Origin of the sequence: Roseateles oligotrophus, assembly GCF_025717515.1 — a bacterium.
Taxonomy (GTDB): Bacteria; Pseudomonadota; Gammaproteobacteria; order Burkholderiales; family Burkholderiaceae_C; genus Paucibacter_A; species Paucibacter_A oligotrophus.
This window is the reverse complement of record NZ_JAJIRN010000008.1, coordinates 318,659-334,835: the sequence shown is the minus strand read 5'-3', so window position 1 is coordinate 334,835 and position 16,177 is coordinate 318,659. Positions and strand designations below refer to the sequence as shown.

Below are 16,177 nucleotides of genomic sequence, written 5' to 3'. Positions count from 1 at the left end.
AAAAACCTTTGAGCACATAAGCGAATAAGAAAACATTCGTTCAAGCACGAACATCTGCACCCGCTTTCACGGGCACTATCAAAATAGCTATGAATATTGAAAAAGCTGCCAACTGGCCCATCGTTGACCAGTCAGGACTCGTCAAAGCGCTAACAAAAGACAAGGCTATTGCAGCTACTGCACTTAAACATTTGAGCTTGTGCTCAACAGGGACTTCTGTCGACCGATTTTTCGCCACATTGGCAAAGCCTTTCCCCACAAAATACAGCAAGGCCACAGGAATTATCGCCCCCATCAGGCCCAACTTCAGCCACAAGGACAAGTAACCATTGTGAATGTATGAATTCTCGGTATCAAACCCACCGCCAACGCCTAGCTGCCTATACGCATGTTTATACTCGCCCCCCATGCCTACCCCAAGCAAGGGATTCTTTCGGATTGCCTCGACAGCTTGTGAGTTCTCCTCGAAACGGAACCCTAAGGAAGAGCCTCGTTTGCCTTCCTCCTGCAAACTTAGCACTCGACTGAGCATCGCATCCGCAACGCGTGGCTTAGCGACGAACAGCCCGGCAAGCCCGATCGACACCATCAGCAATAGAGCCACGAGCGGCATCAAAAAGCCATGCCGTGTTTTTGGCTTAAAGACCAACAGCAATAAGGCGCAAAGTACAAAACCAGCCCAGACCCCTCTATTAAAACTGGCGACCACGCCCCCAATCGCAAGAATACAGCCAACCAAATATATCAATCTATTTTTCTCGCTATGGCAGGCACTCAGGAACAAACTATAGGCAGCGTACGCCAAAAAGAATAAACCGCCACCAATGGCGCTGCGAGTAACGTCTCTGAATTCCGTACCGAGTGTTTCGGCACCTCGGAACCCAAAAATCAACTGAACACCCAGGGCCAATTGGGCCAACATTAATACCGCGGAAAGAATGGCAATACCGATGACGAGCTTATGCAAAACCTCCGGCTTGGTACTCAAAAACCATATCGATATCGGCAAAGCCAGCCATCCCACAAATTGCCTTGCATCTGCCATGGCCAGCACATTATGTGAAACAAATTTACCCTTCAATACACCCAGGAACAGGCCCAAGGCCAGCACAAACAGAAGAACCTTTATCTGCTTCAGCGGCGCGACCAAGGAAACTCCCTGGACAAGTGATTTGAAGCCGACAACCACAAACAAGAAGATCAGCATCAATTCGGGGGGCCTTAAGGCGGCACCACCAAGAGGCAATGCGGCCATGATGAACTCAGGCACAAGCCCAAACATCAACAACAGTGATATTGCAAAAATTGGCAGCGGGAATGCCAACCCGATCAAAAGCAACAAAGGCAGACCCGCAATGCCCACCAAGAACTGCCAAGGCAGAACCGCTGCAGCCAGTCCAAAAAACAATGCGAGAAGAATGCCCAAAGCGGGTATCACAAACCGGGATACCGGTTTTCTCACCTTCCGACCCTGGTTGAAATTTGGGCCCAGTACAACGGGGCGAGCAAAGCCAAGCTTGAATTTCATTTCAGGCCTTTTGACCAAAAGAAAAATTAGGGAACAACCGCGCGAGCAATCGGGTCAACAGCAGTTGTGCATCGTGTAGGAATACTTGCCGCCGCAGAGCCAGCGCCAAACCAAGCATCAAACACCCCGCGCCAAGCGATAGGAGCATTCGCACAAGAGCCTGTTGCAAAGCAAGAACATCGGCGACTTGTCTTGCCAAGAGCACCTGAACGCAAAGCCAGAACAGTGGCAGCGCAATAATGGTCAAGCCGCCCGCCAAGCCGGCGCCGACATGCCGCAGGCTGAGCAGAGTCAAGGCGATGGCCCGCAAAAGGTAGACGCCGGCCATCCACTGCGCGGCCAAGAGCACCGAGCTGCGCAACGCGACAAACACGGCGATCAGCAGCAGGCAGGCGGTGGCTGCCTGCACCATGGCCACCGCCGATCCTTTGCCAGTAGACGTCAACACGGCATTGGCGGCCGCACCGATCGCAAAACCCACCGCCGCCAAGCAAAAAGGCTGAACAAAGGCCGCACCGCCCAACCAGCGTGGCCCGTAGATCAGGGCGACAAAGCTCTCCGGAAACGCAAAAAACACGCCATACAAAAGGCAGGCGACCATGGCGGTTAAATTGAGATAGGCCAAGGCGCCGCGCCTTCGGGTCTCCTGGCTGGACTGGGCCGCAACCGAAAACGCCACGGTATTGAGCGAGGCAGCCAACTGCACCACCGGCGTCATCAACAAATTCAGCATGGTGTTGTAGTAGCCGATTTCGACGGGCCCGGCGAATTTGGTGACCAAGACTCTGTCCCCACTGCTGGCCAACCAATTGCCGATATTGCCCAGCGAGATTTGAGCCCCGAAGGTCAGGAACTTGGCGTTGGCCCGAACCGAGAAAGACAAGGTCCATGCATGCCGTTCGGCGGCATACAGCAAAGCAGAACTGACTACCGCCTGCCCCAGCCAGGCCAACACCAGCACCTGATAGGTTTTGAATCCCGCCAAGGCCAGCGGAATCGCCAGCAAGATATAGCCGGCAAAATATCCCGCCACTTGAGCCGTTTGAATCTCGCGATAGCGCAAATGGCGCCTCAACAAGGACAGGGATACACCACTCAGCCCCGTGACCAGCGTGCCAGCGGCCATAAAGGCCAGGCCGAGGCCAATATCATCCAACAGCGGAAACATGGCCCGGTAGAAGGGCAAGCAGGCCATGACCAATATCGCCACCAGCAGCGAACCAAACAATTGGCAAGCACAGGCAAAGGCCAGCTGCTCCGCGGTCAAGTCCGCCGACTGAATAATGGGCGCGCTGACCAAGTCGGCCGCCAATACGGCCACAGCAGCCAAGAGCATCAAAGCAGCAAAAACCCCGAATTCGGCAGGGCCCAAGAGCCGAGCCAGCACCGCCTGTGCGCCTAGCTGCATGGCCATGCGAACGAAAGTGCCTCCATAGCCCCAGGCGACCGCTCGCATCGCGCGCTTGGTCAGGCTGGAATTGTCGGCGCGCACAGCGGGCATTTGGGGGTGGCTTCTCGGAAGTGGTGCTTGTTGTTCAAGCCGTTTGGCTTTGCTTGCTCAGAAAGTCCTGATAAGCCAAGGAGACACCGGCACTCAGGCCGGTGGAGGCGCGCCAACCCAAGCCAGCAAGGCGGCCCACATCCATCAACTTGCGCGGCGTACCGTCCGGCTTGCTCGCATCAAACACAATGCGGCCCTCAAAGCCCACCACTTTCATGACCGTCTCGGCCAATTCGCGGATGGTCACATCGGTGCCGGTGCCGACATTGACCAAGGGGCCGTCATAACCGGATTCCATCAGGTAGACGCAGGCATCGGCCAGGTCATCGACATAGAGGAATTCGCGCATCGGCGTGCCCGTGCCCCAGACCACATACTCGGCGTCGCCGCGCAGCTTAGCTTCGTGTGCCTTGCGGATCAGCGCGGGCAGCACATGGCTGTTGCTAAGGTCGTAGTTGTCGTTGGGCCCATAGAGATTGGTGGGCATGGCGCTGATGTATTGGCGGCCATATTGTTTACCATAACTTTCCGCCAGTTTGATGCCGGCGATTTTTGCAATTGCATAGGGCTCATTGGTTTGCTCCAAGGGGCCGGTCAGCAAATATTCTTCTTTGATCGGCTGCGGGCAATCACGCGGGTAAATGCAGCTGGAGCCCAGGAACATCAGCCGCTGCACGCCGGCCATATGGGCTCCGTGGATCAGGTTCGCTTCTATCAGCAGATTTTGATAAAGGAAGTCGGCCCGGTAGGTATTGTTGGCATTGATGCCGCCGACCTTGGCGGCTGCAATATAGATGTAGTCCGGTTTTTCTTCGGCCAGGAAATTGTGCACCGCTTGCTGGTTCATCAGATCCAGCTCGGTACGACCGCGCGTGATGATATTGCTGTAGCCGGCTTTTTGCAGACGCCGCACCAAGGCCGAACCCACCATGCCGCGATGGCCGGAGACGAATATTTTGCTTTTCTTATCCATTTTTCAATTCCCCTCTGCTGCTTTTAGCTGCGTCGGACTATTTAGCCGGCACCATTTCTATATTGATACTACTTCTTTGCAATGCATCCCGAGCCGTCATCACAGCTACCCCGCTCTCTAAAGCCTGAGCAATGACACGCCTGAGGCAATCGCTTTGATAAGCATCATGTGCGGGCGCATGGGTATGCAGCATAAAGACCAACCAGGCATTTGCCTGTCGCGCCGATTGCAGCAGGGTTAAGTAATGCTCAAGCCGGTCTTCACCGGGCTTGGTATGCGAGCCAAATGCAAAGCGTCGAATCGCATAACGATTGAATACCCCCGCATTCAAACCCGTCCAGGTTGTGAAAGCCGAGCCATAGACCTGGGTCGCCTCGGCCCTGATACGGCGCGTATTCGCGCCATAGGGATAGACCAAACAATCTACCTGTTTGCCCACCATCAGACTCAATTCGTCGCGAGAACGGATCAATGCTTGTGGTAGTTGCTCGGCCGGCCGATTCCACAGCGCCGTGTGGCTGTCCATATGGCTTGCAATCTCGTGCCCGCCAAGCGCCATCTCGCGCAACGCCGAGGCAGATAAATAACCCTTGCTGCCGACCAGATCGGAGCTGGGCGCGAATACACCTTTGACTCCAAACTCATCCAATACCTTGACACCGTATTCGAAATCCTCGGCAAATCCGTCATCGAACACAAAGCTGACGGCCGCTGGGCCCTGCCATTGAAGTCGTTCAAACTCTCGCAAGGGCAAGCAACGATCTATGGCTCGCTCGATCGGATGTTTCAGCCTTTTGAGCAGCATATAGGTATTCCTCCCCGACGATCAAACTCACCCGGCTAACCTAAAGCCGAAATATTCAAAAATATTCCAGACTAGTCCGCGTCTACTCGGATGATTCGGCGGCTAAGCACGTATATCGAAATTACTCGTTGTAGTCGTAAGCCTTGAATCCGGCCATCTTCACCAGGCTGTCGCGGCGCGCCGATGTGTAATCGGCCTCGACCATTTCGGCCACCAATTCACGCAAGGTGGTGGTGGGCACCCAGCCGAGTTTCTCTTTGGCCTTGGTCGGGTCGCCCAAGAGGGTTTCAACTTCGGTCGGGCGGTAATAACGCGGATCGACCTTGACGATCACATCACCGACCTTGCACTTGGCCTTGTCGCCGGTGACGGCGGACACGGTGCCGATCTCATCCGCGCCTTCGCCCGTGAAGGCGATGGTGATGCCCAACTCAAGAGCGGCGAACTCAACGAACTGGCGCACGCTGTACTGCACGCCGGTGGCGATGACGAAGTCTTCGGCCACTTCTTGCTGCAGCATCATCCATTGCATCAGCACGTAGTCGCGGGCATGGCCCCAGTCACGCAGCGCGCTCATATTGCCCAGGTACAGGCAGTCTTGCAGGCCCAGCGCGATACGCGAAATGGCGCGGGTGATCTTGCGGGTAACGAAGGTTTCGCCGCGCAGCGGGCTCTCGTGGTTGAACAGAATGCCGTTGCAGGCGTAGATGCCGTAGGCCTCGCGGTAGTTGACCGTGATCCAGTAGGCGTACATCTTGGCCACGGCGTAAGGGCTGCGTGGGTAGAAGGGCGTGGTTTCCTTTTGGGGAATCTCTTGCACCAGACCGTAAAGCTCGGAGGTCGAGGCTTGGTAAAAGCGGGTCTTCTTCTCCAGGCCCAGGATCCGGATGGCCTCCAGGATACGCAGCGTACCCATGCCGTCGGCATCTGCCGTGTACTCGGGGCTCTCGAAGCTGACGGCCACATGGCTCATCGCACCAAGGTTGTAGATCTCGTCCGGCTGCACTTGCTGGATGATGCGGATCAGGTTGCTGCTGTCGGTCAGGTCACCGTAATGCAGGGTGAAGTTCTTCTTGTCGACATGCGGATCTTGGTACAGATGGTCGATGCGGTCGGTGTTGAACGAGGACGAACGGCGCTTGATGCCGTGCACGTCGTAACCCTTGGAGAGCAGCAACTCCGCCAGGTAAGCGCCGTCTTGGCCAGTCACGCCAGTAATCAAAGCTACTTTTTTGTTCTGTGTCATTTCAACTTCTCGAATCATCTTTTTTGACAGACACCCGACCAATCACCCGGTCACGTTGGTTTTCAGGCATGGCCAGCATCAATTGATTAATAAAATCTTTGTGCAGCGGTATCGCTTTATCCATCTCCGGATTGATGGACGAGACGCGAATCAACATGCCTTCAGGAATTTGCCGCTTGAGCCCATAACGAATGGATACCCACTTGCGTTGGGTGTTAGAGGTGGTCGCCTCGTCACCCATCAGTACCCAATAAGTGACGACCTCCAAGCGCGGCCCCATTGTCATCATCAAATGTCGCACGGGTATGACAATATCCCCGGACACCTGCAAAGTTGCATCGCGCGTTTCACCCATGCGAAAGCCCTGGGAGACATAGCAAACATCGGGCACATGGACGGTCAAACCGTCGGATTGGTCGCCGCCATAAGCGACCGACAACATCACGCGAGCCCCCTCACGGTTGACATAGGTGCGAGCCAGCGTCTGGTTATATATTTTGTCCAACTGGGCTTGTTGATCGGGCGGAGGCACGATCACGGGCAGGTTTTCATCGACACGCCAATCCCCGAAGGACTTGGGGAATACGGCATCGAGTTTGAAATTCTTGAAGGAGTCGGACACCTTGATGGTGGGCCGAGCCCAATCCGCCAAGGCGGCCGAACCCAACATGGCGGCCATCACGACCAGAGCGGTGCGGCGCGAGTTCACTTGAACACCGCCTTTGCATATTTGGCTGCCGCATTCATACCGTGATCCACAAACAATATCAAAGACAGCGCCACGATGAAGAGCACCATGCCCGCAAAACCATGCACGAAACCTTGGCCGGCTTCGTCACCAAAGTGGTACGTAACCAAGACCAAAATCATCACCCGGATGATGTTGGCCACAAAGGAGATCGGGATGATCAACACGGCCAAGGCCACATTTCTGGCCGCCGACTTGTAGTTCATCAAATTCATGTAGAGCAGGCCCAGCGCCTCCAGCGTGAACATCGAGTTCAAACCGGCGCAGGCATCAGCCACCAGAAGCTGATAAGGGCCGACCGTCAAGATCACGCCGCTGCGCCCGACGGGATAACCGATGTTGTAAAGCAGGCTGCTGGCCACCGCCGAAACAGCGGTCTTCAACGGTGTGGTGATGGCGATCACCAAGGTGGCTGGCAAAGGCACCATGAAAATCAAGAAAAAAATTGGAAACCAGACCAGGCGCAAGGCTTCAACGCCTTTGAACAGCAAAATCAAGCCGATGGAGATCGGGATCAAGGCGCCGACTTCAAACATCAATACGGCTTGCGAGCGCCCCAGCACATAGAGCATCAGGCCCAGCGCCAGCAACAGACTGCCGGCGATGGGTTTTGGCTTGGCCACCAGTTCGGCGAACGCATGCCGTTTGCCATAGAGCAGCCACAACACCACGGCAAAGATGATGGGGCCGTGGCCCTGCTCATCTTTGACCCAGACCGTGCCGGCCAAATGTGCCCCCGTCGGGCCAAACATGACGGCCAAACCGGTCAGGAGAATCAGCAAACCGATCAAATCGGCGCCCTTGGGCAAAATATCCGCCCACCATTCCCGACCGCCAGTCGCAGGCTGCGGCTTTGAGTCGCTCATCATCGTCTACTCAGAACTCGTTGATCACCACCCCGGCGAGCTTGGTACGACCATCACTCAACAAGGAGACCAATTGTTGAAGCGCCTCAACCCGCGAGGAATTCTTGCGAGCGATGATGACCGCAGCGCCGCATTTGGAGGCGATCACTGCAGCGTCCGAGCCGAGTGATCCGGCCGGGGTGTCGACCACCACATGGTCGAACTTGCCCGCCAACTCGCGAACCAGCAACCCAAAAGCAGGCCGCTCCACCAGCTCCACCGGATTCGGTGGCGTGGCGCCAACCGGCAACAAGAATAGATTGGGCACGCTTGGCACTTGCTGCACGACTTGGTTCTCGGATCGACCCGACAAGATGCCGGACAAACCGGTCGCATTTGTCAAGCCGAAGACCTCATGCAACCTGGGCGAGCGCATATCCGCGTCCACCAGCAAGGTACGGCCACCCAATTGCGCCAGGGTGACGGCCAAATTTGCGGCAAAAAACGTCTTGCCGTCACCATTGTCCGGACTGACCACGGCCAAGGAATGACGCTCGGAACCCTCGTCGCCCAACACCCGCATGATGATCTGGCTACGCAGAGCCCGGAAGGCCTCGGACTGTGCCGAAAACGGCTGGTTCAAAGTCACCAGTTCCGGACTGAGCTTGCGCTGGTCTTCGGCTGCCAGAGGGTAGTGATATTGCTGTGCCAGTGCGAACAACACATCATCTGAACTGGCAAAGCCCAAGGCAATTGCGGCCTCACCAAAGCGAGCGCCGGTCTGCTTTTGATGAGCAACAATCTTCTCAACCTGCTCGACACTCAGATTGCGGGTGTCGGCAATGATGTCGCCAATGGAGCGATCCCGGACATCGGGCTTGGAGTTGGCACCGCTTACTGCGGAAGAAGCTCGGTCTGTCATGGTCGATTCTGATTGGTGTGACATTTACGCCCCCTTGGAAGGCGCAGCCAATTGGCCAAGAATGCGCTGCTGCATCAAGCTGCCCAAGCCTCGCTGCGCAGCAATTGAAGTGCCTGGCTTAGGAAGAGTGCCAATGACGGGCAGGCCGATGGCAGTGGCAATGTCATCGACACTGCGCACACGGCGGTCAAGCATTTCAAGCAGGAAAGCTGCACCCAATGCCAACAGAGTACCTACGAAAACCGACAACGCCGTATTCAGGAAAATGCGCGGCGAAGATGGTTTCAGCGGTGGCTCTGCCTGCGTCAGCACGCTGACATAGCTCTGTGTCGTCTGACTTTCAAGATTGGTCTGATTCAAGCGCGCCAGAACCATGTCATAGGCACGCTGCGCGCTCTCGACATCCCTGGCCAAAACGGCAGCCTGATCTCGCACGGCCTTCATCTGCAACACCTTGGCACGCTGCGCTTCCAGGGATGTACGCAGCTCGCCCAGGCGTTGGTTGTTGATCGAGTTGGCAAGCCCGAGACTGCTGCTGACCTTGGCCGTCTCTTCGACGACGCGCTTGTTCAACTCGGTCAAATTGGCCTTGGCTTCGATAACTTGAGGATGACTGGTACCGAGCTTGGAATTCAATTCTTCCAGCCGAGCTTCCAATCTCGTCTGGTCGGCCTTGAGACTGGAAATCAGCGGGTTACCCAAAACTTCTTGCATACGGTCGCCACCGGCGCCCTTTGAAATAGATTGCCGACTGCCCGAATCACTGGCCAACGCTTGCAATCCGACCAACTGAGTGGAAAGCTCATTCAGCCTAGCGTTTTCAATATCCAAACGCTCATCGGCCGCAGTAATACCGCTTTCCTTTTGGAAATCACTCAGCTTTGATTGAACTTTTTCTAGCGAATCACGCGCTTCTTTTGCACGGACGTCGAAAAATGCTCCGTACTGTTTGGCTGGATCAACCTTCAGCTCCAGCGTGACTTCCGCAAAAGACTGAACGAATGCATTGGCAAGGGCCGCAGCAAATCGAGGGTCTGTGCCCCGATAACCAACCGAAATGACGTTCGACTCTCGGGAGGGCTTGACGTCCAAGTTCTTCTGAAAAGACTCAGCCAGCCAACTCTCCACACTGCCGATGCCTTTTGTTTCTTCCAGCCATTGAGCCCGCACTTGCGGATTTTCACCAAGCTTCAAGTTACGAACAACGCGCAGCGCGACCCGATCACTCTGGATGACATCGACCTGAGTGGCCATGAAAGCAGGGTTTGCGCCGCCACCATACAAAACCGAAGACAACGGATCTGGTTTGGGGTCAATAACGACCGACGCAACAGCTGAGTACTGCTTTGGCAGCAAAAGACTGACGACAACCGTTGTCAAAACCGTCAGGGCAAATAGTGCTGCCGAGAGAACCCACCGGGCGCGCAATATGGCGATAAATTGTCCGAAACTCATGGTCGGCGATCCTTAGAACAAACTCTCTTTGACATAAACAACGTCGCCATCTTTCAAACTCTCGTCCATCGGGAGTTGAATGATTTCGACCTTGCCGTCGGCGTTCTTGCGGTGCACGCGGATGCCCTTTTCGGTACCGCGCTGCGTGATGCCGCCACCCGTGGCCAAACTCTGCATCAGCGTCATGCCGCGCTCCAGGCGCATCGGGCCGGGGCGCTGCACTTCACCGTAGATGTAGACCATTGGCGCACGGTCCACCCAGACCACGTCGCCGTTCTGGATGAAGACGTCTTGCGCACCACCACCGACCGCAAAGATGCCAGGCAAGTCGATTTCCAAACGGTAAGGCTTGCCTTCGCGCTTGCCCGACAGGATCAGCGTTTCGGAGCCCACACCGGTGACCACACCGCCGGCGTTGGCGATCAGATCGGTCAGGCGCATATCGGCTGTTTCAATCGGGTAACGGCCCGGGCGGTTGACTTGGCCCAAGACGCTGGCTTGGTTGCCCTTGACCTGCAAGACCACGATGGTGACTTGCGGGTTCTTGACGAAGTTGCCCTTCTTGAGCCCGTCGCTGATCAGCTGCTCGGCCTGCGTGACGCTGAGGCCACCGACGCGAATGCTGCCCAGCAAGGGGAAGGAGATGACGTTGTTCTCGGAGACGCGTGTCTCCAGCGTCAGGTCGGGGTTTTGATAGACCGAGATGCGCATCACGTCACCGGCGCCGAGTCGGTATTCGGCTGAAGCGGAGGCGACGGGAGCAGCGGCGGCGGTAGTTTGCGCGAAGGCCGGGGCCAGCAGCGTTGCCTGGGTTGCCATCAATGCACAAGCCAACAAGGCCTTGTTCATGCTCATGGGCTTCATCTTCATCATGGTTTTCTGCTCGCTCATCTTCTTCATGGCTTTCACTTCAGGCCCATGCCCTTGGAGATGGCGTTGGCGTCGAGGCCGCTGGCGGCCGGAGCCACGGGTGCAGCTGCAGCCGGAGCGTCGCCGGTGGCGGCTGCAACAGGTGCCGAAGCAGGTGCCGCGCCGGCCTTGCCCGGTGCGCCTTCGGCAAACTTGCCGATGTATTCGATCTTGGCGGCTTCACGCAGCGCCTTGATGTCTTTTTGCACTTGCTCGGACTTGCGCTGGTTGCCCAGGAAGGCTTCGATCGCAGGCTTGGCGCGGGCTTCGTCAACCGGCTGGCTGCGCGAGCCGACCAGGAACAAGACGGTCATGCCGGTGGGGGTTTGCGTGACGGCGGAGTCGCCGTCCTTCATGCGCGAGATGGCGTCGAGGCCGGCCAGCGGCAGCTGCTCGGCGGCACGCACGGCCTGGTTGCCGTTGAAGCGGATATTGCTCGCCTTCAAGAACTCGGCGAATTCGGCCATGCTCTTGGAGGATTGCAGCTTTTCGCGGATGACTGGGAACTGCTCGGGCGTGGCTTCAATGGCCAGCTCTTGCAGACTGAAGATGCGGCGGTCTTTGAACAGCGCCGGCTTCTCGTTGTAGTACTTGCTGACTTCTTCGGCCGTCGGCTTAGCGATGGACTCACCGATGCGCTCGACATAGGCGCGGGCGATGATTTCGCGCTTGGCGGCTTCGATCTGCTGGACCACCTTGGGGTCGCGGTCAATCTTCAGCTCTTGGCCTTTTTGCACGGCGAGTTCTTGCTCGATCAGACGCTCCAGCACTTGCTTGGAGGCGGCTTCGGCCTGCTCGGGCTTGAGGCCTTGTTGGCGCTGCAGCACAAAGTTGATCTGATGAACGGTGATCTCTTCTTTATTGACCTTGGCCGCAGTCTGCGAGGCCTTGTCGGACTTGCCACCACCACCGCAAGCGGCCAGCAGCACGGTCACCGCGACGGCGGCAACCAGAGCCGACAGGCGCGGCGCGGTGTGCAAGGTCTTGCGTGCGGCCAGGAATTCTTGTTGTTGAGTCGTCTTCAGCTTCATGACTTGTCTACCCTTGATCTAATCCACTCGAGGTGCCGGCCCCGGCATCTCTGAATTCTTGTGTTGCTGCAATGCAGCACGCCGTTCTGCCCTTTTGGGACGTGCGAGTGTAACTTTGGAAAATGACAATTCATCCCGCCACCAAGGCAAATCCCGGTCGGATTGCCTACGGTTTACCCGGATGAACAAGCTTCAAATGACTTGTTCTGATGCAGGCCGGGGTTGGGGGCATTGGTTCAGGGGGGGGCGAACCGGCTCAGCCGACTCCCGCCAAATTCCCGGAGGGCTGCATCAACCGCGCGCTGTGGTTGCCTTGGCCTCGCTGCAAGTGCCGAGCGGCCAGGAAGAAGCGGCCGCCAACTCTATCGGCACGTTCAGCACTTGATCCCGGCATGCAGCGCCACCACCCCGGCGCTGAGGTTGTGCACATCGACATGGCCGAAGCCGGCGGTTTTCATCATCGCTTTGAGTTCTTGCTGGCCCGGATGCATGCGGATGGATTCGGCTAGGTAGCGGTAGCTGTCGGCGTCGCCGGCAATCATTTGACCCAGGCGCGGCAGGATCTTGAACGAGTACCAGTCATAGGGCTTTTGCAGCGGCGCGGCGACCTTGGAGAACTCCAGCACCAGCAAGCGCCCGCCCGGCTTGAGCACCCGGCACATCTCGGCCAGTGCTTGATCCTTGTGGGTCATATTGCGCAGACCGAAGGCGACGCTGACCAAATCGAAACTGCCAGATTTGAAGGGCAGCTTTTCGGCATCGCACAGGCCGGTGGGCAAGATCAGGCCTTCGTCGAGCAGGCGGTTGCGGCCCTGGCGCAGCATCGCCTCGTTGATGTCGGTGTGCACGACCATGCCGCTGTCGCCGACCTTGCGGGCAAAAGCACGCGACAAATCGCCGGTGCCGCCGGCGATGTCGAGCACTCGTTCGCCGGCCTTGAGGTTGGCCACCGCCACGGTGTAGGCCTTCCAGGCACGGTGCATGCCCATGGACATCAGGTCGTTCATCACGTCGTAGCGCGAGGCGACCGAATCGAACACACCGCGCACGCGGCTGGCCTTCTCGCGTTCGTCAACGGTTTTGTAGCCGAAATGGGTGCTGGTCATGGGGATGTCTCGGGGTCAGGATTTGATTGGAAATTGACGGCGCCCAGTGGGCGATAAAGGCCATCAGCTCGACTTGTGCGGCACCAGCTTGACCTGCAGATCACAGCCCACAGCCGATGCATATTTTTTCAGCGTCGCGAGTGAGGGCGCATGTCGGCCGGCCGACTCAAGCCGGGAAATCGCGCTTTTGGTGGTGCCCATGCGCTCGGCCACGGCATCTTGGGTCAGCCCGGCTTTGGAGCGCGCCGTCAGCATTTGACTGGCCAACGCATATTCGAGTTCGAGTTCGTCGTACGCGTCGGTGAAACCCGCTCTTTGCTTTGCTTTTGCGATGAAGGCCGCGTGATCGTGGCGCACGGGCTTGTAATTCAGATCAGCCATCTTGGACCTCCTTCAGGCGCTTGCGCGCGGTTTTCAATTCACCGTCAGGCGTTTGCTGTGTTTTCTTGATGAAGGCATGCAAGATCACCACTCGCTTGCCCACCAAAAAACAATAAAAGGCGCGGCCTATGCCGGATCGTCCACGCGGGCGCAATTCGAACAGCCCGCCTCCGAATGCTCGCGAGTGCGGCAGGCGAAGACTGGGGCCATGCTCGGCCAGCAATTCCAGCAAGCGGGCGTAGTCAGCCAGCACATCAACCGGCCAAGATTCGATTTCCGCGAGGATTCGTTCGTGAAAATACTCAATTTGGAAGCTCATAGCTGCTGGCCCGGATGTTAGCAAATTCGCTAACCATCCACAACACGCTAATGGCAGCCGCTCGACGCGGCAGGGGCTGCTACTGCCATCGGCTGATCCCGGTTGGCGCCGGCCGCTGCCAAGCGGACCTCATAGTCTTGCCACAGCCGCGCCTCGTTGGCGCCCAGCTCATACAGATAGTCCCAGGAGAACAGGCCGCTGTCGTGACCGTCGGAAAACTGCGGCTGCACGGCGTAGTGGCCGACCGGGGCGAGTGCGGTGATCAGAACCTCGCGTTTGCCGGTTTGCAGCGTTTCTTGGCCGGGGCCGTGGCCTTTGACCTCGGCCGAGGGGCTGTAGACGCGCATCAGTTCGAACGGGATCCGAAAGCGCGCGCCATCCGAAAACGCCACCTCCAGCACCTTGGAGGCCTGGTGCACGGTGATTTCGGTGGGCGTGGGGGTGGTGGGGTTGAGGCCGGCCATGGATACGAATCTCGCTGAATGGAGTACTGCTGCGCAAGAGCGGGAGTTTAGCGGCCCCATCCGGGCTTACCCTTCTATTCAAGCTTTCAAGGCTTCGCCCTGCGCAGATACTGATTCGTTTTATTGAAACTGGAATCGGGGCGAATCAATGGGTACAACAATGCTTTCCTGGCGCTTGCGCGCGCGTGTGCTGGCCGGCTTCGCTCTGGTGATGAGCTTGATGTTGGTGGCCTCGGTGGTGGGGGTGATGCGGGTCAATCAACTGAATGCCCGCATCGAGCAATTGGTCGAGACCGATATGCACACGCTGGAATTGGCTCGGCAATGGGCGGGGCTGACGGAGTCGAACATACAGCGGCGCATCGTCACCCTGGCCATCGACGACGCCGAGTTCGTCAAAGCCTTTACCAGCAAGGCCAAGGAAACCTCGGCCCGAGTGGACAAGATTCAGACCGAGTTAGACAAGCTCAGCAAGACGCCTGCCTCCGAGCGTTTGAGTGACAAGATTGGCGGCACCCGCAAGCAGTACCAAACCATACGGGACGAGCTGAGCAAGCTCAAAAAGGATGGCCAGGACATCCGCTCGCGCGTCATCGCAGAGTTGATTCCCGCGATGGAGTCTTATCTTGATGCCATCAATGCCTATGCCGACCATACCCGCGAACGCTTGAACGAGGCCAAAAACGATGCCGAGGCGCAGGCCGAGTCGGCCAGCAATCTGGTCTTGCTGCTGCTGGTGCTGGCGATCGGCCTGGGCGTGGTGATCGCGCTGGCCATCACGCGCTCGGTGATCAAGCCGATCGAGCAGGCGCAGGCGCTGTCGCACAGCATCGCCGATGGCGACTTGACGATGAATGTGCAGTCACAAGGCAGCGATGAACTCGCCGACCTGACGCAGTCACTGCAACAGATGCAGCAGCAACTGTCGAACACGATTTCAGGCGTGCGAAGCGCGGCCGAACAGGTGCGCATTGCCTCGGCCGAGATTGCCACCGGCAATATGGATCTGTCCAACCGCACCGAGCAGGCCGCCAGCAGCCTGGAACAAACCGGCGCGGCGATGCAACAACTTGGCGAAGGTGTGCGCAGCAATGCGGATGCCGCGCGCCAGGCGGACGGCTTGGCGCAATCGGCCTCGGCGGTGGCCGACCGAGGCGGCGCCATGGTCAGCCGCGTGGTGGCAACCATGCAGGAAATTCAGCAGTCGTCCAACAAGATCTCCGACATCATCGGCGTGATCGACAGCATCGCCTTCCAGACCAATATCCTGGCGCTGAACGCGGCCGTGGAAGCGGCCCGGGCCGGCGAACAAGGACGCGGCTTCGCGGTGGTGGCCAGCGAGGTGCGTTTGCTGGCGCAGCGCAGCGCACAGGCCGCGCGCGAAATCAAGGCCTTGATCTCCACCTCGGTGGAGAAGGTCGAGAGCGGAGCCAAACTGGTGCAGGACACCGGCGACACCATCGGCGAAGTGGTGCAGAGCGTGCAGCGTGTGACGCAAATCGTGGCGGAGATTTCAGGCTCGACCTCGGCACAGGCTTTGACCCTGGGCGAGATCGGCCAGGCGGTCGGCGCGCTGGACAAGATGACCCAGCAAAATGCCGCCTTGGTGGAGGAGTCCGCGGCAGCGGCACAAAGTCTGCGCGATCAGGCCTCGCAATTGGTGGACTCGGTGGCGGCCTTCAAGTTGCGCGCCTGATTTCTGCTTGCGTCGGGCGCCGGGAGGCGCCTTGCTGCTTGAGTCTGCGGCCCGCTCGAGAACTTGAGCGCGGCCGCCGTGTGTTCCTTCACGCGGGTGGCTTTTGTCATCGCCGCAAGGGCTGTTGCCTGCCTGCCTGAGTCCCTAAAGTGCAAGTCTTCAATCACTTGATCAACGGGACGGGGGCAACAGCCCTGCTACAAGACACATGAAAAAAATCAACTCTGCTTTTGTCTCCGCTTCAATCT

Annotated in this window: 16 protein-coding genes; 1 reads left to right on the top strand and 15 read right to left on the bottom strand. The window is 57.7% G+C overall.

The window, feature by feature from the left end; translation table 11 throughout:
* Nucleotides 1-40: 40 nt before the first annotated feature.
* From LNV07_RS18940 to LNV07_RS18870, 15 genes are all read right to left on the bottom strand, one after another.
* Nucleotides 41-1,528, bottom strand: coding sequence for an O-antigen ligase family protein (locus tag LNV07_RS18940; RefSeq protein ID WP_263572731.1), 1,488 nt, complete (start codon nt 1,526-1,528; stop codon nt 41-43).
* 1 nt (nt 1,529) lies between these two features.
* On the bottom strand, nt 1,530-3,029 hold the full coding sequence (locus LNV07_RS18935) for an oligosaccharide flippase family protein (RefSeq protein WP_263572730.1): 1,500 nt from the start codon (nt 3,027-3,029) through the stop codon (nt 1,530-1,532).
* A gap of 34 nt (nt 3,030-3,063) precedes the next feature.
* Nucleotides 3,064-4,002 (bottom strand): GDP-L-fucose synthase, encoded by a 939-nt coding sequence (fcl, locus tag LNV07_RS18930; protein ID WP_263572729.1) that lies wholly within the window; start codon nt 4,000-4,002, stop codon nt 3,064-3,066.
* A gap of 37 nt (nt 4,003-4,039) precedes the next feature.
* Nucleotides 4,040-4,807 (bottom strand): polysaccharide deacetylase family protein, encoded by a 768-nt coding sequence (locus LNV07_RS18925; protein WP_263572728.1) that lies wholly within the window; start codon nt 4,805-4,807, stop codon nt 4,040-4,042.
* A gap of 121 nt (nt 4,808-4,928) precedes the next feature.
* On the bottom strand, nt 4,929-6,053 hold the full coding sequence (gene gmd, locus LNV07_RS18920) for a GDP-mannose 4,6-dehydratase (RefSeq protein ID WP_263572727.1): 1,125 nt from the start codon (nt 6,051-6,053) through the stop codon (nt 4,929-4,931).
* A 1-nt stretch (nt 6,054) separates the two neighbouring features.
* Nucleotides 6,055-6,762 carry an exosortase-associated protein EpsI, B-type gene (gene epsI / locus LNV07_RS18915; RefSeq protein ID WP_263572726.1) on the bottom strand — a complete coding sequence of 236 codons (708 nt, stop codon included), beginning with the start codon at nt 6,760-6,762 and terminating at the stop codon, nt 6,055-6,057.
* Complete coding sequence (gene xrtB / locus LNV07_RS18910) at nt 6,759-7,670, bottom strand: exosortase B (protein ID WP_263572725.1); 912 nt, start codon at nt 7,668-7,670, stop codon at nt 6,759-6,761. Before xrtB ends, epsI begins: the two co-directional genes overlap by 4 nt.
* A gap of 7 nt (nt 7,671-7,677) precedes the next feature.
* The gene (locus tag LNV07_RS18905; RefSeq protein ID WP_263572724.1) at nt 7,678-8,568 is read right to left on the bottom strand and encodes a polysaccharide biosynthesis tyrosine autokinase; all 891 of its coding nucleotides are present in this window, start codon (nt 8,566-8,568) and stop codon (nt 7,678-7,680) included.
* 24 nt (nt 8,569-8,592) lie between these two features.
* Entirely contained in the window at nt 8,593-10,023 is a 1,431-nt protein-coding gene (gene epsF / locus LNV07_RS18900) for a chain length determinant protein EpsF (protein WP_263572723.1), read from the bottom strand.
* A 12-nt stretch (nt 10,024-10,035) separates the two neighbouring features.
* Nucleotides 10,036-10,923, bottom strand: a complete 888-nt coding sequence (gene epsE / locus LNV07_RS18895) for a polysaccharide export protein EpsE (protein ID WP_263572722.1) — start codon at nt 10,921-10,923, stop codon at nt 10,036-10,038.
* 5 nt (nt 10,924-10,928) lie between these two features.
* Nucleotides 10,929-11,963, bottom strand: coding sequence for an EpsD family peptidyl-prolyl cis-trans isomerase (locus LNV07_RS18890; RefSeq protein WP_263572721.1), 1,035 nt, complete (start codon nt 11,961-11,963; stop codon nt 10,929-10,931).
* A gap of 374 nt (nt 11,964-12,337) precedes the next feature.
* The gene (ubiE, locus tag LNV07_RS18885) at nt 12,338-13,069 is read right to left on the bottom strand and encodes a bifunctional demethylmenaquinone methyltransferase/2-methoxy-6-polyprenyl-1,4-benzoquinol methylase UbiE (protein WP_263572720.1); all 732 of its coding nucleotides are present in this window, start codon (nt 13,067-13,069) and stop codon (nt 12,338-12,340) included.
* 63 nt (nt 13,070-13,132) lie between these two features.
* Nucleotides 13,133-13,450, bottom strand: coding sequence for a helix-turn-helix domain-containing protein (locus tag LNV07_RS18880; RefSeq protein ID WP_263572719.1), 318 nt, complete (start codon nt 13,448-13,450; stop codon nt 13,133-13,135).
* The gene (locus tag LNV07_RS18875; RefSeq protein WP_263572718.1) at nt 13,443-13,769 is read right to left on the bottom strand and encodes a type II toxin-antitoxin system RelE/ParE family toxin; all 327 of its coding nucleotides are present in this window, start codon (nt 13,767-13,769) and stop codon (nt 13,443-13,445) included. The genes LNV07_RS18880 and LNV07_RS18875 overlap by 8 nt, the downstream gene beginning before the upstream one ends.
* Before the next feature lie 47 nt (nt 13,770-13,816).
* On the bottom strand, nt 13,817-14,233 hold the full coding sequence (locus tag LNV07_RS18870) for a gamma-butyrobetaine hydroxylase family protein (protein WP_263572717.1): 417 nt from the start codon (nt 14,231-14,233) through the stop codon (nt 13,817-13,819).
* 160 nt (nt 14,234-14,393) lie between these two features.
* Between LNV07_RS18870 and LNV07_RS18865 the strand changes: the two genes are divergently transcribed.
* Complete coding sequence (locus LNV07_RS18865) at nt 14,394-15,929, top strand: methyl-accepting chemotaxis protein (RefSeq protein ID WP_263572716.1); 1,536 nt, start codon at nt 14,394-14,396, stop codon at nt 15,927-15,929.
* Nucleotides 15,930-16,177 lie beyond the last annotated feature (248 nt).